This is a genomic window from Comamonas antarctica (assembly GCF_013363755.1).
Lineage (GTDB): Bacteria > Pseudomonadota > Gammaproteobacteria > Burkholderiales > Burkholderiaceae_C > Comamonas > Comamonas antarctica.
The window spans coordinates 35,040-55,526 of sequence record NZ_CP054842.1; the positions used below are offsets into that span (position 1 = coordinate 35,040).

Below are 20,487 nucleotides of genomic sequence, written 5' to 3' on the forward strand. Positions count from 1 at the left end.
TCCGCCGGCATCACGCGGCCGCCACGCTGCGCTGCAGCAGCAAGGTATCGACATCGCGGCCGAACTTTCGGCCGACCTGCGCGAACACTCCCACTTGCCGGAAGCCAAAGCGTTGGTGCAACCTGACCGATCCGGTGGTGTCCGCGCCGTCGACGATCACGGCCACCAACTGCCGCAATTTCATGGATTCGCATTCCCCGACCAGCGAAGCCAACAAGGCCTGTCCCACACCGCGCCCATGCTGCGCGGGGTGGACGTAGATCGAGGTTTCTGCCGTGCCGTGGTAGCCAGCGCGTGGCCGGTAGCGCCCGGCGTAGGCGTAGCCCAGCACCTCCGCCCCGCTCAATGCCACCAGCCAAGGCAGGCCTTCGCGCCGCAGGTCTGCGTGGCGCTCATGCATCTCGGCCACGCTGGGCGGTATCTCCTCCATGGTGCAAACGGCGTTGAGCACGTAATGCGCGTAGATGCCAGTGACCGCGGCCATGTGTTCGGCTTGGGCCTGCTCGATGGTGAGCGGATGTTGGCGGGGAAGTGCGTGGGTGATTTGCATGGACCACATGTTGACGCCGGGCGCTGGATAAAGGAAGCTGTCAAAGATTCTTCTATGTATAAGAAAAATTATGGATCTGCCTTTTACGTTCGACCAGTTGCGGGCATTCATCCTGGTCTTGGATACCGGCAGCTTTTCCGTCGCTGCCCAGCATCTGGGCGTCAGCCAGCCCGCCGTGAGTGCACAGATGCGTGAACTTGAGCGCAAGACGGGTGTAAGGCTGATCGAGCGGGTCGGCCGTTCGCTGGCAGCGACCGCTGCAGGCGTCACGCTGGGCGGTCATGCCCGAAGCTTGCTGGAAGCCGGCACCCGCGCAGCCGAGGCCGTCTCACAGCACACCAAAGGCCTGCATGGCACGGTAAGGCTGGGCACGGGCGCGACCGCCTGCCTGCACTTGCTGCCGCCCTTGCTGCAGCGCATTGGCCAGGCCTATCCCGCATTGCATGTGGTGGTGTCTACCGGCAACACCGATGACATCGTGCGCCGGGTTGAACTGAACGCGCTGGACTTGGCCTTGGTGACCTTGCCAGTGACCAGTCGTGCATTGGCAGTCACCAAAGCGCTGCGCGACGCCTTTGTGGTGGTGTGCGCTGCCGACGCCAAGCCCATGCCCCAGACCGTGCGGCCCAACGATTTGCTGGAGCTGCCGTTGGTTCAGTTCGAGCCGGGCACCAACACCCGGCAACTGGTGGACTCCTGGTTGCTGACCAACGGCCTGCGCATTCGACCCACCATGGAGTTGGGCAGCATCGAGGCCATCAAGGAAATGGTCGCAGCGGGACTGGGTTGCAGCATCCTGCCATCGATGGCCTTGCGCGAAGCGGATCGCCAACGGCTGCAGATCCGGCCTCTCAAGCCCCTGCTGTCTCGAGAGCTGGGCATAGTGGTGCGTCAGGACAAGCCGCTGACACGCGGCATGCAGGTGTTGATCAACGCCATTTTGGCAAGTTCAGCGCAGCCCTTGAAGCAAGCATCAGCCTAAGTTGGCATCAAGCACCGGGAGACATTAGCGAGAGAGCAGGGGATGATTTTGCCAAGCCGAACGCATCGTCAATAGGCAATCGCGGCATGCGGCTTGCCGCATGTTCAGCCCGTGCCTCGATGTTTCGCAGCAAGGCGATTGAGGAAGATGTGGATGCTTGTCTGGGCTGGCTAGGTGTGAAGCGTCAAGAGGTTGTTTCTCGAGACGTCGAGTCTGGCCATCGGTGCGATGCCTCCGATGCCGCTGTGAGGCCGGTGCCAGTTGTAGTGGTGCTGCCAACTTGCCAAGGCAAGCGTGCGGTGCGCTGAGTTCTGGTACGTCCAGCCATAGGCCCATTCGCGCAGCGCAGACTGGATGAAGCGCTCCGCCTTGCCGTTGGTCTGCGGCCTGTAAGGCCGCGTGAAGCGGTGCTTAACGCCGAGCTCGTCACAAGCCAAGCGGAACTGGCGTGAGCGGAACGCAGGGCCGTTGTCCGTGAGCAGACGCCGCACGGTAATCCCCAGACTGGCGTAGTAAGCCACTGCGTTGCGCAGGAACAAGATGGCTTGCTCCATCTTTTCGTCGGGATGCATTGCAGTAAATGCCAACCTGGCATGGTCGTCAATCGCCACGAACAGCGTCTCCCAGCCAGCACCCTCAACACAATCCCTGCGGTTGCCTGTGACGCGGTGGCTGGGCCGCACGATACGGCCGAGCTTCTTGGTGTCGATGTGCAGCAGGTCGCCGGGCGCCTCGTGCTCGTAGCGCACCACGGGCTCGGCGGGCTGCAAGTCACTTAACTTTGACAGCCCCGCCCGTGCGAGCACACGGCTGACGGTGGACTCCGAGACGCCTACGCTGCGCGCAATGCGCGCTTGCAACATGCGCCGCTTGCGTAGCTCCACGATGAGCAATGCTTTGCCCGGCTCAATGGACCTGGGCGAGTGCGCCGGTCTGGAAGATGCATCAGCCAATGCGGCTCGCCACCAGCGAGGTAGCGGCCAAGCCACTTGCGGGCTGTGGGCGCGGTGACGCCGTGTGCGGCTGCTGCCTGCACAGCATCAACGCCGAGCAAAGTCATCTGTTTAACCATCTCCAGTCGCCGGGCGAAGGTAAGTCGGGCATGCTTATGGGTGTTCATCCGGTTGGTCTTCCTGAGTGGATTGGGTGTTTGGCGACTTCCAGTCTCTCAAATCCAATCCGGATGAACACCGGATACAACCTATTGGAACTTCACATCTAGGCGGTCGATCAGCGCAGTCCGCGCTGGTCTCGAGTAATGATCTTTATCGTCTCTGTGGGCTTCCCCCAGTTTCCCGGACACATTGGATGACATGATGTGTTTAGGAGGCGAACATGCCAAGGACAAGAAGAACGTTTACAGATGAGTTCAAGCGGGAAGCGGTGAAGCTGGTCAAGCAGCCGGGTGCGATGGTCACGCACATTGCTAGAGACCTGGGTATCGAGCAGAGCGTGCTACGCCGCTGGGTCAGCCAGGAGCAGGACGGAGTCATGGACATGCGGGCCAACAAGCCGCTGCGCAGCGAGTCGGCATCTGAGCTTGAAGGTCTTCAGCGAGAGCTGCGGCGGGTCACCACGGAGCGCGATATCTTAAAAAAAGCGCTCGGCTACTTTGCAAGGGACCCGCAGTGAAGTACGCCTTTATCGTTCGCCATCGGGACGTATGGTCCACGCGGGCTATGTGCCGGGCGCTGAACGTCTCGGCCAGCGGGTTCTACGAATGGTTTGGCAGGCCTGCCAGCGCGCAAAGTCAGACCGACGCGAGGCTCACACGCAGTATTCGGGAGAGCTTCGAGCTCAGCGACGGCACCTACGGTAGCCCGCGGGTATGGCACGACCTCAGAGCCGCAGGCGAGCACTGCGGCATCAACCGCGTGGCACGCCTGATGAAGTTGGCCAAGCTGCAGGCCAGGCGCAAGCGTCGCCGCCTTCCAGGTGACATCGCTGCACGCAGGCAAGAGAACCAATTAGCGCCAAACCACCTCCAGCGTATCCGTCCGGTAATCCCATCTTTATGCTGAACAACTCTTTGAGCAACATCGTGTCCACGAAACCACCGTGTACACGATGCTCAAAGATTCTCAATCCCCTCGTTACTCTGTGCCGCGCACGCGCCGCACCTATACGCCGCAGTTCAAGGCTGAACTGGTCGCCGCGTGCCTGCAGCCCGGCGCATTGATTGCTGCCACAGCGCGTGAACATGGCATGAATGCCAATGTGCTGCATCGCTGGCTTAAGGAGCATCGTCTGTGCCAGCGCCAGATCGCAGGCGATCTGGCGCCCGCTGTTGTGTGCGACGTCGCTGCACACTGCGACGATGCTGCTGCTGCGCCCGTGATCCACGCACAGCCTGTTAGCGCCCCAGCACATGGGCCACATGCCAGTGCCGTACCTGCCTTCATCGCGATGGCACTGGGCTCCCCGGTGATGGAGTCCAAGGCTGCGGGTGCACAAGCTGACTGCACAGACATCCGCATCGAATGCTGCCACCATGGCACCCGCGTGACGGTGAATTGGCCAGTGGCCGCCGCTGCCGAGTGTTCTCGCGCATTGCAGAGTCTGTTGCAGGTGCTGCGGCAATGATCCGTATCGACTCCGCCTGACTGGCCACAGCTCCGCTGGACATGCGCGCCGGCACCGACACGGCCCTGGCCCGGGTGGTCAGTGTGTTTGGCGCTGCCTACCCCCATCACGCCTATCTATTCGCCAACAAACGCGCCAACCGCATCAAGGTGCTGGTGCACGACGGTATCGGTATCTGGCTGGCAGCTCGGCGCCTGCACCAAGGCAAGTTCGTCTGGCCAGCACCTGGCAATGAACAGTGGCCGCTGGAGCCTGCCCAGCTTGACGCCCTGGTGCTGGGCCTGCCCTGGCAACGCATGGGAAGCGCCAGCATCATCACCGTGGTCTGAAGCTGGTATGCAATCCGTGGATCTGCGCATGACAGAGCAGTGCCTTCCTTGGCACACTGTCTGCCATGTTGATGCAGCCGCAATCCCTGGATGATCTGAGCGCTGAGCAGTTGCGCGAGATGACCACGCGCCTGCTCACAGAGCTGCGCCACAGCCAGGCGATCAACGCCAAACTCATCCACGAGAACGCGCTGCTCAAGCGCATGAAGTTCGCTGCGCAATCTGAACGCTTCAACGCCCAGCAACGCAGCCTGCTCGAAGACGAGATCGAGGCCGACCTGGCGGCAGTTGCCGTCGAGATCGAGCAACTCCAGCCGCCTGCGGCAGCCCCCGAGACCAGACAACAACCCAAACGCCAGCCGCTGCCCGCCCACCTGCCGCGCCGCGAGATCAGGCACGAGCCCGCGTCGACCACTTGCGCCTGTGGCTGTGCGATGAAGCGCATCGGTGAAGACGTGGCCGAGAAGCTCGACTATGTGCCCGGCGTGTTCACGGTGGAGCGCCACATCCGCGGCAAGTGGGCCTGCGCACGATGCGAAACCATCACCCAGGCGCCAGTCGAAGCGCATGTGATCGACAAGGGCATCCCCACCGGGTCTGCTGGCCCAGGTGCTGGTGGCCAAGTACGCGGACCACCTGCCGCTATACCGTCAGGAAAGCATCTTTGCGCGCGCCGGTCTGGCCATTCCCCGCTCCACCCTGGCGCAGTGGGTCGGAACCTGCGGAGTGCGACTGCAGCCGCTGGTCGATGCGCTCAAGGCCCAGATGCTCGGCCGGCGCGTACTGCACGCCGATGAAACGCCGGTGCAGATGCTCAAGCCTGACAAGGGCGCGACGCACCGTGCCTACCTCTGGGCCTACGCCGCAGGGGCCTTCGAAGACATGAAAGCCGTGGTGTACGACTTCTGCGAGTCCAGAGCCGGCGAGCATGCGCGCCACTTCCTGGGCGACTGGAAGGGGGCGCTGCTCTGCGACGACTTCGCCGGCTACAAGGCCTCGATAGCCAGTGGCGTGACCGAGGTCGGCTGCCTGGCGCATGCACGGCGCAAATTCTTTGACCTGCATGCGGCAAGCAAGAGCCAGCTTGCCGGGTTCGCGCTGGAGCAGTTCGCCAAGGTCTACGATATAGAGCGCGAGGTCAAAGACCTGAACGCCGATCAGCGCCAGGCCATCCGGCAGCAGCACACCAAGCCATTGCTTGAGGCGCTGCACGAGTGGATGCTGCTGCAACGGCAAAAACTGCCCGACAGCTCGGCCACGGCCAAGGCGCTGGATTACAGCCTGCGGCGCTGGACTGCGCTGACGCGCTTCATCGACGATGGGCAATTGCCCGTGGACAACAACTGGATCGAGAACCAGATCCGGCCGATCGCCATTGGCCGAAGCAATTGGCTGTTCGCCGGCAGCCTGCGCGCGGGCCAGCGGGCGGCGGCGGTGATGAGCCTGGTGCAGTCGGCGCGCATGAACGGGCATGACCCCTATGCCTACCTGAGGGATGTGCTCACGCGCTTGCCCACGCACCGGGCCAGCCGGATCGAAGAATTGCTGCCGCATCGCTGGCAGGCCTCGAACGCCTGATCAATACCTGGGTGGCCGGCTGCGGTCAACATGGGATCGCCGCGCGCTTACTTTGCTCCGTTACGACAACCTCTACCGACTCCGTATGTCTAGTCATATGCACGGTCCTATTCCTATCTCTAAAGATAGGCGACAGGGCGGGCCAGAGGAATTAAGGGGCTATCTCACGTGGCAGCGAGTTTGCGCGAGCGGAAGTGCCCGCGGCATAGCCATCAATCAGCACCTTGACCATCATGGCCGGGTGGAAGGGCTGGTTGCACCGCCCGCCCTTGACATATCGAGCGTGCAATGCGCCCAGATCCAGGCTGTCTCTGCTGAAGTACGCCAGATGCCCCGGACAGTCTTACAGGGTGTCTGGCAGCAGGCGTCATTGTTGCGGGTTACTTGCGGACATGCCTGTAATTTAGCAAGCCTTTGCACTCTCGACGCCCGTTCGCCGCCCAGACTCTTAGGGTGTCGCATGCCAGTCACTGTCGTCAACCACACGCTCACCACCAATGTACACCATCCCGCACAGGACGATTTCTCCGCTCACGCGGGCTTCACCGAACACGATGGCGTTGCCGAACAATGTGGCCTTACCCGATATTTTTGCGTGGGCACACACAACGACGTTTTCGGAGAGCTGCGCCTGGCCACCGATGCGCGCGAAGTCGAAGACCCAGGTGTTGCCTCGCAGCTGAGCCTGCTCATAAATGATAGCGTGATTGAAGAGGCGCACGTTGCCACTCAATCGCGCCGAGCCTCGCACTATGGCCGCGTCTGTCGCCATTGCTGAATTGCAAATGATGGCTGCATCTTCCGCAGTGGCCGAGCCTGTCAGAACCGCGTCGTCATGGAGCTGCGCCCTTCCTCTGATTGTGGCGCGCCCAGACATCGTGGAGAAGTCCTTGATGAGTGCGTTGTTGTAGGCCTCGGCGTGGCCTGTGATAAGGGCCCCGTCCTGGACTCGGGCGTTGTTGTAGACGAGGGCATTTCCTCCAACCCAAGCATCTCCGTAAGGGCAAAGATTGTCTTCCGATTCGATGTAGCCGCCTAAGTCGCCAGGCTGTACTTGGTGGGCCAGGATATGGGTGAGCGCACGTATGCGCCGCAGCTTGGAGCCGCATGCCGTTGTTACTTGATCGGAGGACAGCAACTTGTACTTGGCATTTGCCACAGGATTCACCCCACTGATTGCCACAATAGGCAAGGATACGGAACAGGTATTATTTTTTACCAGTCGGCTTGGGCGCGCGCGAAATCAAGTCTTCCCAGTCGCAAAAACTACACTGATAACGCTTGACGGGCTTGAACAAACTCACAACGCGATCAGTCCATCTGCGTTTGATACGATAGGCGATCTCCCCACAATTTGGACACGGTACCTTTTCTCGAGCCATAAATGAAAACACTCCTATAAGGGTAAACAGAGGGCCCCCCGTTTTTCTGAACTCAAATCGTTAAACGGTAAGTGGAACCGGGCCGCTCCAGCTGCGTGTTTAATCGCCAGCGGCGACGCGAACCAGATCTCATGAGAGATGTTCTTACCAAACGAGGAATGGGCCGGCGCGTGTTTGAAAACTCGATGAACCGACCGATCCGCTGGCGTGCATCGCTGACTGACTTTTACAGGTGAAGAACATACAAAAACCTTGTACATCTCAAAACGTTATAAAATTTATAACGTTTTGCGCATGGTAACATAATTTACACTTGAAATAAATGCCGTTGCAAGTAGATTTGCGATGCGTTTTTTCAGCGCATGCGAGGGGAACCGGATGGCAGCGATAAGGCAAGCTTGACCGTGTAAATCATCAACAAGGTGCCACTCAAGTCACCGATGAACATGATCATCAGGCCTTGAACAAGGTTGTCCTGTCCCTGCAAAGCAAACCAGAGGTGGTGCAGCAGCGGACTGGCGATCGAGTAGGCAACGCTCAAGACTAGCAAGCGTTTGGGCGTGAGGTTAGCCAGCGAAGCGTGCAGACCGTACGCGTGTTGTGCAAATCGGTAAATGGAGTAAGGCGCAAGCGTTGCCAGGATACCGCCGGCAAACGACCGCAGCAAATCATTCGGAAAGAAATAGAAGTACGAAACTAGCCACGACACTAGCAGCAGGCCCAAAGCTCCCGCCTCCGCGAACAGCAGGGTGCTAAGCAGCCGGACGCCCGCCGGCAGATAGATCCAGTTGATCCCGCGAACGAATTCAGTGCGCGTCCACAGCCATTCATTGATGACTAGCGTCGCCACGAAAAGTACCATCGTGGTGATGACCATCATGGCCTGTAGGCGGAGTTGCTCTAAGTGCATGCACGCCTTGCTAAAATAGAACCAATTTTTGTAACGTTGCTCAGACCATTCAAGATTACCCGGAAAATAATGCACCGCCGCCAATGAATGTCATAAACAATACGAAACGCTCGTCGGATGTCTACCTGCGCTTCTTGCAACTGGCGGACGCCATACGCGGCCTGCCTTCATTGCCGCCGCTGGACCCGCTGGAAGAGAAAATCCTGGCCGTGATTGCGCGCGCCGGTACGCAGCATGAGCGGCTGTGCGTTCGGGACATGATGGCGAAAGAGCAGCTTGGCGCCCCCGCGACCATCCATACCCGGCTCAAGTCCATGCGCGCCAAGGGCTGGATCATGCTCTCGGATACCGAGGACGCCCGACGCAAGCAAATCGAGTTGACGCGAGGTGCGATGCGCTACTTTGACCACCTCTCCAAGTGCATGATGGAAGCCGCCAATAGCAGCGTTTAGCACAGCCCCAAGCCCGGCCGTTCCCCGCACGTATATCGACATATCAACAAGACTCAAGTATTGCTTCCCCCCAAGCACAAAACGAAAAGCCCAGAATATTTCTGAACTGTACCCCAAAAGTTTGGATATCAATCCAACCTTTGTGGTGTTTTTCATGGCGAAATATAAGGAGAGCTTCAAGCTCTTGGTCGTCCGGCAGCATCTGGCCGAATCTGTGGGCACAGGGACTCTGGCGACGCGGCATGGACTTAATCAAGCGACGGTGTGCCGCTGGATCCAGGGCTATAAGCAACACGGGATTCAGGGGCTGCGCAAGAAGTTCAGCCACTACAGCGCTAGATTCAAGCTGCTTGTGTTGGAAAGCATGTGGCGCGACGAGTTGTCTCGCCGACAGGTGGCGGTGCTGTTCGATGTGCGCGGAGACCACAGCGCCATGGCAATCTGGGAGCGCCAGTATCATACGGGTGGTCCCGAGGCACTAGAACCCAAGCCTCGCGGCCCTTCCAAGAGGGAGTGTCAGAATTTCTGTGTGCGAGGCACTTTGAACCTTCACGAATTACGTGAAGCGGGTTGAAGATTTTATAGGCTCGATTTCGTGAACCGATCCTCGTAGAGGATCGCGAATTGATTCATCGCGGATTTCCAGTGGTTGGCAGCTCGCCCCCAGTCTTCGGTGATGTTGCGCAGGGCCAGCCAGATCAGCTTGGTGGCCGCGTCGTCGCTGGGGAAGTGGCCACGCGTCTTGACGATCTTTCGCAGCCGCGCGTTCACGCTCTCGATCGCGTTGGTCGTGTAGACCACCCGCCGCACCTCGGGCGGGAAGGCGAAGAACGGGATGATCTTGTCCCAGGCCCTGCGCCAGGCGTTGACCACGGTCGGGAATTTCTGGCCCCAAGGCCCCTGGGCAAACGCATCCAGCTCGGCTTCGGCCGCCTCGGCACTCACGGCCGTGTAGATCGGCTTGATGGCCGCCGCCAGCAGCTTGCGGTCTTTCCAGCTGGCAAAGTCCAAGCTATTGCGAATGAGATGCACGATGCAGGTCTGCAGTGTGGTGGCCGGGAACACCGCTGCCAACGCCTCGGGCATGCCTTTGAGGCCATCGGTCACGGCAATCAGCACATCCTGGACCCCGCGGGTCTTCATGTCGTTGAAGACTTTCATCCAGAACTTGGCGCCTTCGGTATTCTCGATCCAGAGCCCCAGGATGTCACGGCTGCCGTCGGGCAACACGGCCAGTGCCAGGTACACGGCCTTGGAGCGCACCACAGCATCTTCGCGAATCTTGACCCGCAGCGCGTCGAAGAACACGACCGGGTACATGGGCACGAGCGCACGCGTCTGCCAGGCCAAGATCTCGCTCATGACGGCGTCGGTGACGCTGCTGATGAGATCCGGGGACACGTCCACCGAGTACATCTCGGCCAGAAATCCCTGGATCTCGCGCACTGTCATGCCGCGTGTGTACATGGCGATAATTTTGTCGTCAAAGCCGGTGAAGCGGCGTTCATGCTTGCCAATGAGCTGGGGCTCGAACGTGCCCTCGCGGTCACGGGGAACATCGATGCGCAGGGCGCCGGCGTCCGTCAATATCGTCTTGGCGCTCTTGCCGTTGCGGTGGTTGGCGGTGGCCCCTTCGGGCTTGGCCTGGGCGGGTGCGTAACCCAGGTGATGGCTCATCTCGGCACCCAGGGCCCGCTCAAGAACCGATTTCTTGAACTGCTGAAAAATACCTTCGAGCTCGGCGGGCGTGACCGGCCCGGGGATGAGCTGCTCGAGCAGCTCGGCTGAGAATTGCGGCTGCGCCGCCTTGTCCGCCGCAGCGGTGGTTTTTGTTTTGCGTGGCATTCATGCTCCTGGATGACATGTTATGCCTTACACACAAAATTTCTGACAGGCTCCCTTTGGCTGCGTTCTACGTGGCCAATAAGTTTGGTCGCATCCAAGCTGAGATTGGTCGCCGCCAGGCTGAAACAGCTGCCTTGGCCATGGCAACTGCCAGAGATAAACTCCGTCTTGACCTCTTTGAGAAGCGCTTCGCTGTGTACGAGGCCGCTGCTTGCTTCATTCGTGACGCAATTCGTCTGAAAAATGTGACTCACGATCGCCGCTTTGACTATCTGGAAGCCATCAATTCGGCTATGTGGCTTTTTGACGATACGGTCGTCGATCATTTGGACCTGATTTTTTCTGAGTTGTACAATCTGATTGAAGCCACTGAGGAGATAGCGACGGAGCCGGACTCGGACCAACGTAAAGCGATGATTACGCGTAAAAAGGGCTATCTGAACAATCTTCGCCTTCATCAAACCACACTTCATTCAGTGATGGCTCCTTACCTGCGATTTACCGAAAACGTGCAGACTTAATTCTTGTTTAGCAATGAAAAAGATGGAGGCTTTCTCATAGCGCTGCCCTTCACCCAGCGCAGGATGTCCGTTTTGAACAATCCGCTGGCCTGAGTTCGCTATCGGCAAATGAAAAGGCAAAAATAGAATCGACCATAAATAGGAATGATTATCATTTTTAGTCTGGTCTGATGCTCTACTTCACTGCTTTTTCTTCCCGCAATGGCGCAGCGCGCGCGTTTGCATTTCATCCCCTCGCTGCCGCGCTTGCGCTGGGCATTGGCGCGCATGCCTCTGTGCAGGCACAAAGCCGCCTGACCGATGAAGCGCGATGGCATGCCGTCGAAGACGGTCCGGCGCTGCCCACGGTGGCCGTGACGGCAAGCGTTCCGACGGTTGCCACCGAGACCAGCGGCTCGTATACCACCGGTGTGTCTGGCGCCGCGACACGGCTGCCGCTGGCTTTGCGCGAGACACCCCAGTCTGCGACCGTGATCACGCGCCAGCGCATGGATGACCAGCAGTTGAATTCGGTAAAGGACGTTCTGGAGAACACCACCGGCATTTCCTCGCGCACGCTGGACAGCGGACGCATCAGCTTCTACGCGCGCGGTTTCGCGGTCGACAGCTTCCAGTACGATGGCATTCCCACGACCTTCTTTGAAGGCGCCAGCTTTCTGGATACCGCCTTTTACGACCGTATCGAGGTCGTGCGCGGCGCCACTGGCCTGCTCACGGGCGCGGGCAATCCCTCGGCGTCCACCAATCTGGTGCGCAAGCGTCCGCGCCAGGATTTCCATGCGGCTGCATCCGTCGGCGCAGGCTCCTGGGACAGCTATCGCGCCATGGCCGATATTGAAGCCCCCTCGAATTCCTGAGCCAGTCAGAAGTAGAGGTTTGGGAATTGTTTCACACGGTACTCGACCGGCGGGATGCGGCCCAGCGATTCGTGGGGCCGGTGGTGGTTGTATCGGTGCAGCCAGTCCTCGGTCATCTGCCTGACCTCGTGCAGTGAATCGAAGACGTAGCAGTCCAGCACCTCGGTGCGGTAGGTCTTGTTGAATCGCTCGACATAGGCGTTTTGCGTCGGCTTGCCCGGTTGGATGTGGTTGAGGGCAATGCCCTTCGATTGCGCCCATTCAGCCAGGGCGTTGGCAATGAACTCGGGGCCGTTGTCCAGGCGAATGGACAGCGGCGCGCCGCGCACCTCGACCAGTTCGTCCAAGGCACGGATGACCCGCGCAGCAGGCAAGCTGGTGTCGATCTCAATGCGCAGTCCCTCCCGGTTGTATTCGTCAATAACGTTGAACGTTCTGAATCGCCGGCCTGACCACAAGGCGTCGGACATGAAGTCGCAGCTCCAACCCTGGTTGGGTTGGCTAGCAGCTTGTAGCGGCTGCTTGATGCGTGTCGGCAGCCGTTTCTTGCCACGCCGCGGCAGGTTCAGCCGCAGCTGGCAGTACACGCGCCACAGCACCGTCTTGCCCCAAGGCTGCTTTTGATGGCGGGCGCTGTCGTAGAGCAGGTCAAAGCCATGGCGCGGGTTGAGCGCCACGTGGCCCTGGATGAAGGCGATCACCCCGGAGTCGTCGCGTGGCACAGGCCGATAACGCAGCGTCGAGCGGGCGATCCCGCTGGCGCTGCAGGCCCGTCGCTCGCTCATGCCATGCTCGGCCATCAGCGATTGCACGACCATCTCACGACGCTCCGGGGTCAGAGCTTTCGGTCGACGACGTCTTTCAATGCGTTGTGCATCAGCGCCAGGTCCGCGTACATGCGCTTGAGCCGGGCGTTTTCGTCCTGCAATTCACGCAGCTGCGACAGGTGCGGGACCGTCATGCCCGAGTACTGGCTTTTCCATTTGTAATAGGTCGGCTCACTCACGCCGTGCTTCCTGCATGTCTCGCCGACCTTGGCATCCAGCTCGACCTCCTTGAGGATGGCAACGATCTGGCTTTCACTGAATCTGGTTTTCTTCATGTAGAGACTCCAATGGTTGGAATTCTCTACTCCCAGCTGGCTCGGGTTACCGAGGGGGCTTCACACCAACCCTTGTCAGTAAATGCAGCTATTAAAAGTTGCTAGTCTTCACAGGAAACACAGCCCGCATTCAGCGGGCTTTTTCCTTTCCAGCCAGTGAGGCACGAGTACAAACGGGATTTAAGACCATCCAGAATTTAGAGTGCATGCAGATCACGCATCGATGATCAATTGTGCAAATTTTTCTATTTACATCAGCATCACCTAATTGCGACGGCAACGCCCTGCGTGGCAGCATTGCCAGGGCATTGAGAACCATGGCGTTACCCACGCAGGGCCTATTGAGTACTCTTGAGTGAGGCGATTTTTAGCGGCGCAACGGGCCGCTTGTCGCAGTTGCCATAATGAATTCCCCCAGCAAGGGATCCGACGGCCAGCGCGAAGACTAACAGCCCGGCGCTGACAGCAGGCTCCGCTCAGGCTTTGGCAGTCACCCGGCACGCTTCGCCTCTGGCTCGCGTGATTGCGGCTGCTCAAGAATAAGCCCTCCGCGATCCCGTTCGGCTTACTGCTTTTCCACCTTAGCGCTCGTGGCGACAGCGCTCCAGTATTGCGTCCGGCTCTTGAGCAATTGCGCGAAGTCCGCTCCAACGACCAAGGTTGGCAATGCTCCAATGCTGTCGGCATACTCGGTCATATTGCTGCTCTTCATCGCAGTGCTGAGTTCTCGCTCCAGCCGCTGCACGACCGCCGCGGACGTACCCTTGGGCGCCCAGACGCCAGTGAAGTTGACCACGCTGTAGGTCGGCAGACCTGCCTCGGCAAACGTTGGCACATTCGGGATCACCTTCAGCCGCTCCATACCGCTGACAGCCAGCAACCTGACCTTGCCACCATTGAGCTGCCCCATCACACCTGCCGTCGAGGCAATCTGAAAGTCGATAGTGTTGGTCAGTAGTGCCATGGTCGCTTCGCCATTGCCCTTGAACGGCACATGCACCGCATCGAATTTGCCAGCCATCTTCAGCGCTTCGGTGGAGAAGTGCGGCATAGTGCCCGCGCCTCCGGTGCCGTAGTTCAACTTACCGGGATTGGCCCTACCGAATGCGATCAAGTCGGCGAGGGTCTTGAACCTCGAATCCGCCGCCACCACGATGGCAGTCGGAGCAAAGTTGAATGCGGCGACAGGCACCAGGTCCCTGTCGTAGTCCCAGGCCAGCTTGCTGAAAACGTGCGGCAGGATGGCGTACGTCATGTCGTTGGTCAGCAACGTGTGGCCGTCCGCCGTAGAACGCGTGACCTGCGTAATGCCAATGGTGCCTGTGCCACCGGGCTTGTTGTCAACGAAGAAGCTGCTGCCCGTCTGCTCGGTGAGCTGCTGAGCGATGCGCCGCGTCACCAGGTCGACTGCCCCGCCCGGCGCATACGGAACAACAATGCGCACCGCTTTGGACGGATATTCCCCTTGTGCGAGCGCAGCCAGAGGCGCGCCTGTCAGCGCGCCGAGAACCAGGCCAATGGGAAGTATGCGAGCCCTGAACGTCAAAAATTTCTGTGCCATGGTCAAGTCTCTCTTCGGCTCAATCCGTACGGATTTTGCTGGTCTTGATGACCTCAGCCCATTTCGCAGTCTCGGCTTTAACGAACGCGGTGAAGTCCTTTGCGCTGGAACCCACACCCTGCACACCCATCTCATCGAAGCGCTTGGCAACGGTGGGGCTTGCCACCACGGCCTGCGTCTCGGACTCGAGGCGAGCCAGCACAGCACGCGGCGTACCGGCTGGCGCAAAGAGACCGTTCCACTCGTACACCTCGAAGCCAGTGGCACCGGACTCGGCCACTGTGGGCACCTGTGGCCAGGCACCCTGCCGCTTGCCGGAACTGATGGCGAGGGCCTTGAGCTTGCCGCCCTTGACGAAGGTTCCGCTCGCGGTCGTGGCGCTGAACATCAGGTCGAGCTGGCCGCCGATGAGGTCCGTCAACGCAGGTGCGCCGCCTTTGTATGGCACGTGCGTCATCTGCAGCTTCTGCCCTTGCGCAAACAGCTCTGCAGCCAGGTGCTGGGCGCCGCCGTTGCCTGCAGAAGCATAGGACAGCTTGCCGGGTTGCGCCGCAGCAGCCTTGACTACATCTGCCACGCTGGTGAAGCGCGAATTGGCCGGAACAACCATCAGCAGCGGGACCTGCATGATCTGGGAGACCGGAACCAGTTCCTTCTCGGGGTTATACGACAGCTTGTTGTACAGGCTTGGGTTGACGGTATAGGACGTTGCATCCAGCAGCAAGGTGTAGCCGTCAGCAGGAGCCTTAGCAACGAAGGCGGCGCCGATGGTTCCGCTCGCACCGGGCTTGTTGTCCACGATGATCTGCTGCTTCAGCCGCTCGCCGAGTTCCTGAGCCAGGATTCGTGCAGTGTTGTCGGCCGCACCACCGGCCGGATAGGGAACGACGAGGCGAATCGGCTTGTCTGGCCAGTCGGCCATCGCGGGTTGGCCAAAAGAAAGCAGTACAGCTGCGAGCAATGGTCCGGCGATCGCGCTCAGTTGGGTACGGCGTGTCACTTTCATTTGAGAAGTCTCCTGGAGTAGTAATAGTCAAACCGTTGCGATGGGGGTCGCCGGGGAGCCGACCGCACCGGGAAGGCGCAGCGGGGGAGCGGTCAGCAGGAAGCGCGAGCGACCGTTTGCGCGCAGCCACCGAGCCAAGGGCGTCAACAGCCAGAGCTCGCCAAGGTGGATTCCGTTTTTGAACAAGCAGTGCTCGTGAAGCGGCAGGCGGGGCCCGCGCATGGGGGTTGGGGTCGTGAGCTTCGGGACCACCAGTTCAACCGCGGTGTTGTCTGCCAGGAGGCAGGCCAGGCGTACGTCGACGATCCAGTTCAGAAGTTTGCGGTCGTGGCCATCCAAGCCACTGCCGGTCGCGTGCAACAGCTGCAGGTCTGGCTTTCGGTTCATGGCCAGCAGGGTGTCCGCAAAGCCGGTGTGGATGCAGACCATGTCCCCAGCTTCAATGTCCACGCGGTCGGTTTCCAGGATTCGCATGAGCTGGTCGTATCCGACCGCTTGGCGCTGGCGGCCGATGTGGTGTTCCAGATCAACCAGGACGCCGCGGCCCTGAACGCCGTGTTCGGCCAGGTTCTGAATACCCAAGGCATCCGCGCGCGGTCCGGGAAAGCGGGCCCAGTCGGCTGCTGCCGCATGGTCTTCCTGCGCAGCACGGATATCCTGGCCGGCGCGGTAGCCGTTGTAGAACACGGCTTCGGCTTCGCCGTCGCCATCGGCGTCGAAGCGTGAACCCATGTGCGCCAGGCTATCCCACTGCGTTGAATACTGCGTGTTCATCAACAGCACTTCATCGCAAACCACGTCGGTCTGGTCGGGGTCTTCTGAGGCGTACGACCAGCAGTAGCCTTGCACGCCAGCGCTTTTGCCGTCGCGCAGCGTCGCGAACATTTGGGCCGGCATCCTGCGCGGGTTCAAGGTCATGCCGCCGGGCACGTCGAGGGGCAGCGACAGACAGAAGGTCTTTCCTTCCCGCACCTCCGCGATGCCCTGCAACACCTTGGCCGAGTCGACCAAGTTCATCCGGCCGCGTTGATCGTCGGCTCCGAACTCGCCCCAATGGCTGTCCGTTGGAGCGTGCTTCCAGCGCCCTGCCATTTCAGGCCGCCGCCGTGTGGCGGGCTAGGACGGCTAACGCATTGCGCGCGGCGAACAAGCCCATGTTGACGTAGGCACCGTTGGTCACAGCACCGATGTGCGGGCTCAGCACGATGCCCGGTTCGTTCTGGAATGGGTGACCTGGCTGCATGGGTTCGACCTCGAAGCTGTCGAGACCGGCACCACCGACCTGGCCCGAGCGCACCGCAGCCAACAGTGCGTCCTCGTCGATCAGACCGCCCCGTGCCGTGTTGACCACGATCACGCCGCGTTTGCACTGGGCGAGCGTGCTGGCGTTGAGCAGGTGCCGGTTCTCCTCGGTCAGCGGGCAATGCAGGGAGATGACTTCAGCCTCGCGCAGGATCGTCGGCACGTCGGTCACAGTGATGTAGTCAGGTAGGCTCTTCGCGAAAGGGTCGAAGCCCAGGACACGCATACCCAGACCGTGAGCCATGCGGGCGAAGCGCTGGCCGATGGCGCCTAAGCCCACCACGCCAACGGTCTGACTGTCCAATTCCACGCTAGTGTGCGAGGCCTTGTCCCAGTGTCCAGCGTGCATGCGCGCGTCGATGCGGCTCACCGACTTGGCACAGGCCAGCAACAGCGCCAGGGCCTGCTCGGCCACGGCAGCGGCATTCGCGCCCGCAGCCGCGACGACCTCAATGCCGCGCTCCTTGGCTGCGACCTTGTCGATATTGTCCGTGCCGCTGCCGTGCTTGGACATCACTTTCAGCGCCGGGGCTGCATCCATGGCGGCGGCGCCGAGCTTTCCGTATCGCACGATAATGCCAACGGGGTTGTGTTCGCGGCACAGTTCGACAATGCGTTCTTCGGCCGGATTCTTGCCGGTGAACACCAAGTCGTGTTCGCGCAAGAGATCAAGTGCCTGCGGGGCGAGCGTGTCGCTGGTGACGAGGATCGTGCTCACAGCTTTTCCCCTTCCTTGAGAACACCGGCCGCGCGCAAGGCCGCATCCAGCCATTTCGCAGCGGTGTCGCCCGCCTTGATGTCTGCGATGCGGGCAGCTTCGTCACGAACCTTCTTGGCTGCGATGGGGAGCAGTCCTTCGATCTTTTCGCGCTCGACAACGATCACGCCATCGGAATCGCCGATGATGAAGTCGCCCGGATACACGGTCACGCCGCCGACCGAGACGGGATGACCGATCCGGCCTGGCACCAGCTTCGTAGGGCCGTTGGGGTTCGTGCCCGCGCAGAACACCGGGTAATCCATCTCGTCGATCTCCAGACTGTCGCGTGCGGCACCGTCGATCACGACGCCAGCGATGCCCAGTTGTTTGCAGGCGGTCATCATGATGGTGCCCATCAAGGCGGCGCTGAGGTCGCCCTTGCCGTCAATGACCAACACGTCTCCCGGCTTGGCCAGCGAGATGGCGGCGTGGATCATCAGGTTGTCGCCGGGCCGCACCTCGACGGTGAACGCGGTGCCGGCCAACTTCATGCGTGGGCGCAGGGCCTGGATGCGACCGTTTAAGGCGCCGCGGCGGCCTGCCACGTCGGCGAGGATGGCCGGCTGGAATTCAGCGGCCTGGCGCACGATGTCTGCGGGAACGCGATCGAAGTCGCGGATGATGTCGGGCTGTTGGGACATATCGATATCTGTTGCGGTGAGGGAAGAAATGCTGCCGCCGACCTGGCGCATTGCCAAGCCAATCTGTGCGGTTTTGAAGTCTGGGAACGAAACCCGTGCGGGCTTGGCGGTCAGTCGACCTTGGCGCCGGATTCCGTGACGACCGTGGCCCAGCGTGTGGTCTCGCTGCGGATAAGGGTCGCAAAGCTTTCAGGGGTGCCGCCGAGCACTTCGCTACCTTGGTCGGCCAACTTTTGGCGAACGTCAGGAGCCTCCAGCGCCTTGTTGAAGGCAGCGTTCAGTGTGGCAACGATGTCCTTTGGCAATCCCGCAGGGCCAGCGATGCCGAACCAGGTGACGGCTTCAAAACCCTCGACGCCAGACTCGGCCACGGTGGGCACGTTGGGCAGGTCCGCCGAGCGCTTGCTGGACGTGACCACAAGGCCGCGCATCTTGCCGTTCTTGATGTGGCCCATCAGGGTTGGCACCGAGGAGATGTACATCTGCACCTGGCCACCAATCAAGTCCGTCGCGCCCTGAGCAGCGCCCTTGTAGGGAACATGCGTGTAGCGCACATCGGCGGCCTTCTGCAGTTGCTCCATGGCCAAATGCGCGACTGTGCCGCTGCCCGAACTTGCATAGTTCAAGTGCTCCGGCTTTGCCTTGCCTGCAGCCACAACGTCTGCGAGGGTCTTGTATGGAGAGTTGCTTGCCACTACCAGCACCAGGGGCGCGCTAGCCACCAGGCCCACAGGGGTCAGATCCTTCTGCGCGTTGTACGGCATCTTGGCGTACAGACTGGGGTTGATGGCCAGGTTGCTGGTCTGCCCCAGCACCAGGGTGTAGCCGTCCGGCTTGGCCTTGGCAGCCACATCGACACCTACGTTGCCACCGGACCCGGGCTTGTTTTCGATGATGATGGTCCAGCCCTGTTGCGTGGTCACCTTGTTGGCGACCTCCCGCGCGATCATATCCGGCGCGCCGCCTGCTGGAAAAGGAACAACCAACCGAATCGAACGCGATGGATATGCGTTTTGTGCGGCGGCGGGGAGTGCTGCAATTACTCCGACGATAAAAAGGGCTGCGATGGGCGCAGCGCCGCGAAGGGCGTTGATTGTCATTTTTTTGTCTCCTCGGTCCATCTACGGCAGCGCTATCGCTCTCGCTGGACTCAGAAGACAGTATTCACGGCTCCGCTAAAACATCCAATCGGAAATTCGTTCAAACCCATCACTGAAACTTTTGCTCAATCTAGGTGGCGTCGCGCTTGTTTTGCCAACAGCGATATCAAGCGCTCGGCTGCTGGCGACAGGTATCCGTCCTTGCGTGAGCTAACCACCATGCGTCGGCGCATGGTCGCCCCTCGAACTTTCACCTCTCTCAGCTGTGCACCCGTGCTGCCTTCTTGCAGGTGCAGTCGGGAGATGAAGCTCAGCAAGCCGGTCTCTTCGATCAGTGCCGGAAGCATCAATAGCATGGTGCTTTCCACCTGCACGTCGGGGCGGGGAAGTCGCTGGCGCTCGAAGGTCTGATCCAACCAGTCGCGGACAGGCGCTCCTGGCGGCTGCAAAACCCAGGAGTGACCAACGAGGTCTTTCAGAGTGAGCTTGGGGCGCTCGAACAGCGGATGGGATGCGGCTGCAGCCACGACGATGGGGTCTTCCGCGAGTAGCTGGGAAACAACGTTCTCTTCGTCAAAGCTCTCCGTACCGACCAACAGGTCGATCTCGCCATTGGCCAGCTTTGGGCGCAGGACATCGCCGAGGGCAACGATGGTCTTTAGTTTCACGCGTGGGGACTCTTTCAGCAAAGTCCGAGCCGCAGGCGGGAGTAGAAACTGAGCCGCGGTGGGGACAATGCCCAGTTTCACCTCTCCTGTGACCCCTTGCCCCAGATCACGAATCTCTCGGTGCGCGTTGTCCAGATCCAACCTTGCTCGCTGTGCCCATTTCAGCAAAGTTTTGCCTGCAGTTGTCAGTCGAATGCCGCGGCCGGTCCGCTCAATGAGCTTGGCACTATAAGCATCTTCCAGCCGGCGAACGGAGCCTGTCAGCGCAGGTTGCGAGCGATGTAGGCGCTCGGTGGCGCGGCCAATGTGCTCAAGTTCGGCAATCACCTCGAAGTAGTGAAGATCGCGTAGGTCCACG

The 20,487-nt window shown here is 60.4% G+C and carries 19 protein-coding genes and 4 pseudogenes; 9 read left to right on the forward strand and 14 right to left on the reverse strand.

Features of this window, described 5'->3' with window-relative positions; genetic code table 11:
- Positions 1-10: 10 nt before the first annotated feature.
- Complete coding sequence (locus tag HUK68_RS22420) at positions 11-550, reverse strand: GNAT family N-acetyltransferase (protein ID WP_175506497.1); 540 nt, start codon at positions 548-550, stop codon at positions 11-13.
- Positions 551-620: 70 nt separating this feature from the next.
- On the opposite strand from HUK68_RS22420, the gene HUK68_RS22425 reads away from it, so the two are divergent.
- On the forward strand, positions 621-1,532 hold the full coding sequence (locus HUK68_RS22425) for a LysR family transcriptional regulator (RefSeq protein WP_175506498.1): 912 nt from the start codon (positions 621-623) through the stop codon (positions 1,530-1,532).
- Positions 1,533-1,702: 170 nt separating this feature from the next.
- Here HUK68_RS22425 and HUK68_RS22430 read toward each other — a convergent pair.
- Positions 1,703-2,652: pseudogene (locus tag HUK68_RS22430) on the reverse strand (IS481 family transposase).
- A gap of 215 nt (positions 2,653-2,867) precedes the next feature.
- Between HUK68_RS22430 and HUK68_RS23535 the strand changes: the two are divergent.
- The 4 genes and pseudogenes from HUK68_RS23535 to tnpC form a co-directional block, all read left to right on the forward strand.
- Positions 2,868-3,523, forward strand: a pseudogene (locus tag HUK68_RS23535) (IS3 family transposase); the annotation flags it as partial.
- 76 nt (positions 3,524-3,599) lie between these two features.
- On the forward strand, positions 3,600-4,115 hold the full coding sequence (locus HUK68_RS22445; RefSeq protein WP_175506597.1) for a transposase: 516 nt from the start codon (positions 3,600-3,602) through the stop codon (positions 4,113-4,115).
- A 20-nt stretch (positions 4,116-4,135) separates the two neighbouring features.
- On the forward strand, positions 4,136-4,444 hold the full coding sequence (tnpB, locus tag HUK68_RS22450) for an IS66 family insertion sequence element accessory protein TnpB (RefSeq protein ID WP_279614333.1): 309 nt from the start codon (positions 4,136-4,138) through the stop codon (positions 4,442-4,444).
- 65 nt (positions 4,445-4,509) lie between these two features.
- A pseudogene (gene tnpC / locus HUK68_RS22455) lies at positions 4,510-6,022 on the forward strand (IS66 family transposase).
- Positions 6,023-6,195: 173 nt separating this feature from the next.
- Here tnpC and HUK68_RS22460 read toward each other — a convergent pair.
- From HUK68_RS22460 to HUK68_RS22470, 3 genes and pseudogenes are all read right to left on the reverse strand, one after another.
- Positions 6,196-6,356 (reverse strand): annotated as a pseudogene (locus HUK68_RS22460) (IS5/IS1182 family transposase); the annotation flags it as partial.
- A 114-nt stretch (positions 6,357-6,470) separates the two neighbouring features.
- On the reverse strand, positions 6,471-7,181 hold the full coding sequence (locus tag HUK68_RS22465) for a hypothetical protein (protein WP_175506502.1): 711 nt from the start codon (positions 7,179-7,181) through the stop codon (positions 6,471-6,473).
- 578 nt (positions 7,182-7,759) lie between these two features.
- Complete coding sequence (locus HUK68_RS22470; RefSeq protein ID WP_175506598.1) at positions 7,760-8,281, reverse strand: hypothetical protein; 522 nt, start codon at positions 8,279-8,281, stop codon at positions 7,760-7,762.
- Between the two features lie 116 nt (positions 8,282-8,397).
- On the opposite strand from HUK68_RS22470, the gene HUK68_RS22475 reads away from it, so the two are divergent.
- Positions 8,398-8,766, forward strand: a complete 369-nt coding sequence (locus tag HUK68_RS22475; protein WP_175506503.1) for a winged helix-turn-helix domain-containing protein — start codon at positions 8,398-8,400, stop codon at positions 8,764-8,766.
- 121 nt (positions 8,767-8,887) lie between these two features.
- Complete coding sequence (locus tag HUK68_RS22480; RefSeq protein WP_175506504.1) at positions 8,888-9,340, forward strand: helix-turn-helix domain-containing protein; 453 nt, start codon at positions 8,888-8,890, stop codon at positions 9,338-9,340.
- Between the two features lie 5 nt (positions 9,341-9,345).
- Here HUK68_RS22480 and HUK68_RS22485 read toward each other — a convergent pair whose 3' ends face one another.
- A complete protein-coding gene (locus tag HUK68_RS22485; RefSeq protein WP_175506505.1) occupies positions 9,346-10,611 on the reverse strand; it encodes an IS256 family transposase in 1,266 nt (421 codons plus the stop codon).
- A gap of 56 nt (positions 10,612-10,667) precedes the next feature.
- On the opposite strand from HUK68_RS22485, the gene HUK68_RS22490 reads away from it, so the two are divergent.
- Positions 10,668-11,132: a hypothetical protein gene (locus tag HUK68_RS22490; RefSeq protein ID WP_175506506.1), complete on the forward strand. Its 465-nt coding sequence runs from the start codon at positions 10,668-10,670 to the stop codon at positions 11,130-11,132.
- 170 nt (positions 11,133-11,302) lie between these two features.
- Positions 11,303-11,989: a TonB-dependent siderophore receptor gene (locus tag HUK68_RS22495; RefSeq protein ID WP_175506507.1), complete on the forward strand. Its 687-nt coding sequence runs from the start codon at positions 11,303-11,305 to the stop codon at positions 11,987-11,989.
- Between the two features lie 5 nt (positions 11,990-11,994).
- Here HUK68_RS22495 and HUK68_RS22500 read toward each other — a convergent pair.
- The 8 genes from HUK68_RS22500 to HUK68_RS22535 form a co-directional block, all read right to left on the reverse strand.
- Positions 11,995-13,091 (reverse strand): IS3 family transposase gene (locus tag HUK68_RS22500; protein WP_175506508.1). Its coding sequence is split into 2 segments (ribosomal slippage): positions 11,995-12,839 and positions 12,839-13,091, totalling 1,098 coding nucleotides; the frame shifts between segments, so codons are not numbered across the junction.
- A gap of 565 nt (positions 13,092-13,656) precedes the next feature.
- A complete protein-coding gene (locus HUK68_RS22505; RefSeq protein ID WP_175506509.1) occupies positions 13,657-14,652 on the reverse strand; it encodes a Bug family tripartite tricarboxylate transporter substrate binding protein in 996 nt (331 codons plus the stop codon).
- A 19-nt stretch (positions 14,653-14,671) separates the two neighbouring features.
- Positions 14,672-15,574, reverse strand: coding sequence for a tripartite tricarboxylate transporter substrate binding protein (locus tag HUK68_RS22510; protein WP_434082480.1), 903 nt, complete (start codon positions 15,572-15,574; stop codon positions 14,672-14,674).
- Positions 15,575-15,685: 111 nt separating this feature from the next.
- Complete coding sequence (locus HUK68_RS22515) at positions 15,686-16,750, reverse strand: cyclase family protein (protein ID WP_175506511.1); 1,065 nt, start codon at positions 16,748-16,750, stop codon at positions 15,686-15,688.
- A gap of 1 nt (position 16,751) precedes the next feature.
- Positions 16,752-17,678: an NAD(P)-dependent oxidoreductase gene (locus tag HUK68_RS22520; RefSeq protein ID WP_175506512.1), complete on the reverse strand. Its 927-nt coding sequence runs from the start codon at positions 17,676-17,678 to the stop codon at positions 16,752-16,754.
- Positions 17,675-18,361, reverse strand: coding sequence for an RraA family protein (locus tag HUK68_RS22525; protein WP_175506599.1), 687 nt, complete (start codon positions 18,359-18,361; stop codon positions 17,675-17,677). The genes HUK68_RS22520 and HUK68_RS22525 overlap by 4 nt, the downstream gene beginning before the upstream one ends.
- 110 nt (positions 18,362-18,471) lie before the next feature.
- Entirely contained in the window at positions 18,472-19,461 is a 990-nt protein-coding gene (locus HUK68_RS22530) for a Bug family tripartite tricarboxylate transporter substrate binding protein (RefSeq protein ID WP_175506513.1), read from the reverse strand.
- Between the two features lie 125 nt (positions 19,462-19,586).
- Entirely contained in the window at positions 19,587-20,486 is a 900-nt protein-coding gene (locus HUK68_RS22535; RefSeq protein ID WP_175506514.1) for a LysR family transcriptional regulator, read from the reverse strand.
- Position 20,487 lies beyond the last annotated feature (1 nt).

What these genes read in the sequence shown, in the direction of transcription:
- HUK68_RS22420 (WP_175506497.1), bottom strand. Translation starts at nt 550, where the DNA reads ATGCAAATCACCCACGCACTTCCCCGCCAACATCCGCTCACCATCGAG.
- HUK68_RS22425 (WP_175506498.1), top strand. Translation starts at nt 621, where the DNA reads ATGGATCTGCCTTTTACGTTCGACCAGTTGCGGGCATTCATCCTGGTC.
- HUK68_RS22445 (WP_175506597.1), top strand. Translation starts at nt 3,600, where the DNA reads ATGCTCAAAGATTCTCAATCCCCTCGTTACTCTGTGCCGCGCACGCGC.
- HUK68_RS22470 (WP_175506598.1), bottom strand. Translation starts at nt 8,281, where the DNA reads ATGGTCATCACCACGATGGTACTTTTCGTGGCGACGCTAGTCATCAAT.
- HUK68_RS22475 (WP_175506503.1), top strand. Translation starts at nt 8,398, where the DNA reads ATGAATGTCATAAACAATACGAAACGCTCGTCGGATGTCTACCTGCGC.
- HUK68_RS22485 (WP_175506505.1), bottom strand. Translation starts at nt 10,611, where the DNA reads ATGCCACGCAAAACAAAAACCACCGCTGCGGCGGACAAGGCGGCGCAG.
- HUK68_RS22495 (WP_175506507.1), top strand. Translation starts at nt 11,303, where the DNA reads ATGCTCTACTTCACTGCTTTTTCTTCCCGCAATGGCGCAGCGCGCGCG.
- HUK68_RS22505 (WP_175506509.1), bottom strand. Translation starts at nt 14,652, where the DNA reads ATGGCACAGAAATTTTTGACGTTCAGGGCTCGCATACTTCCCATTGGC.
- HUK68_RS22510 (WP_434082480.1), bottom strand. Translation starts at nt 15,574, where the DNA reads ATGGCCGACTGGCCAGACAAGCCGATTCGCCTCGTCGTTCCCTATCCG.
- HUK68_RS22515 (WP_175506511.1), bottom strand. Translation starts at nt 16,750, where the DNA reads ATGGCAGGGCGCTGGAAGCACGCTCCAACGGACAGCCATTGGGGCGAG.
- HUK68_RS22525 (WP_175506599.1), bottom strand. Translation starts at nt 18,361, where the DNA reads ATGTCCCAACAGCCCGACATCATCCGCGACTTCGATCGCGTTCCCGCA.
- HUK68_RS22530 (WP_175506513.1), bottom strand. Translation starts at nt 19,461, where the DNA reads ATGACAATCAACGCCCTTCGCGGCGCTGCGCCCATCGCAGCCCTTTTT.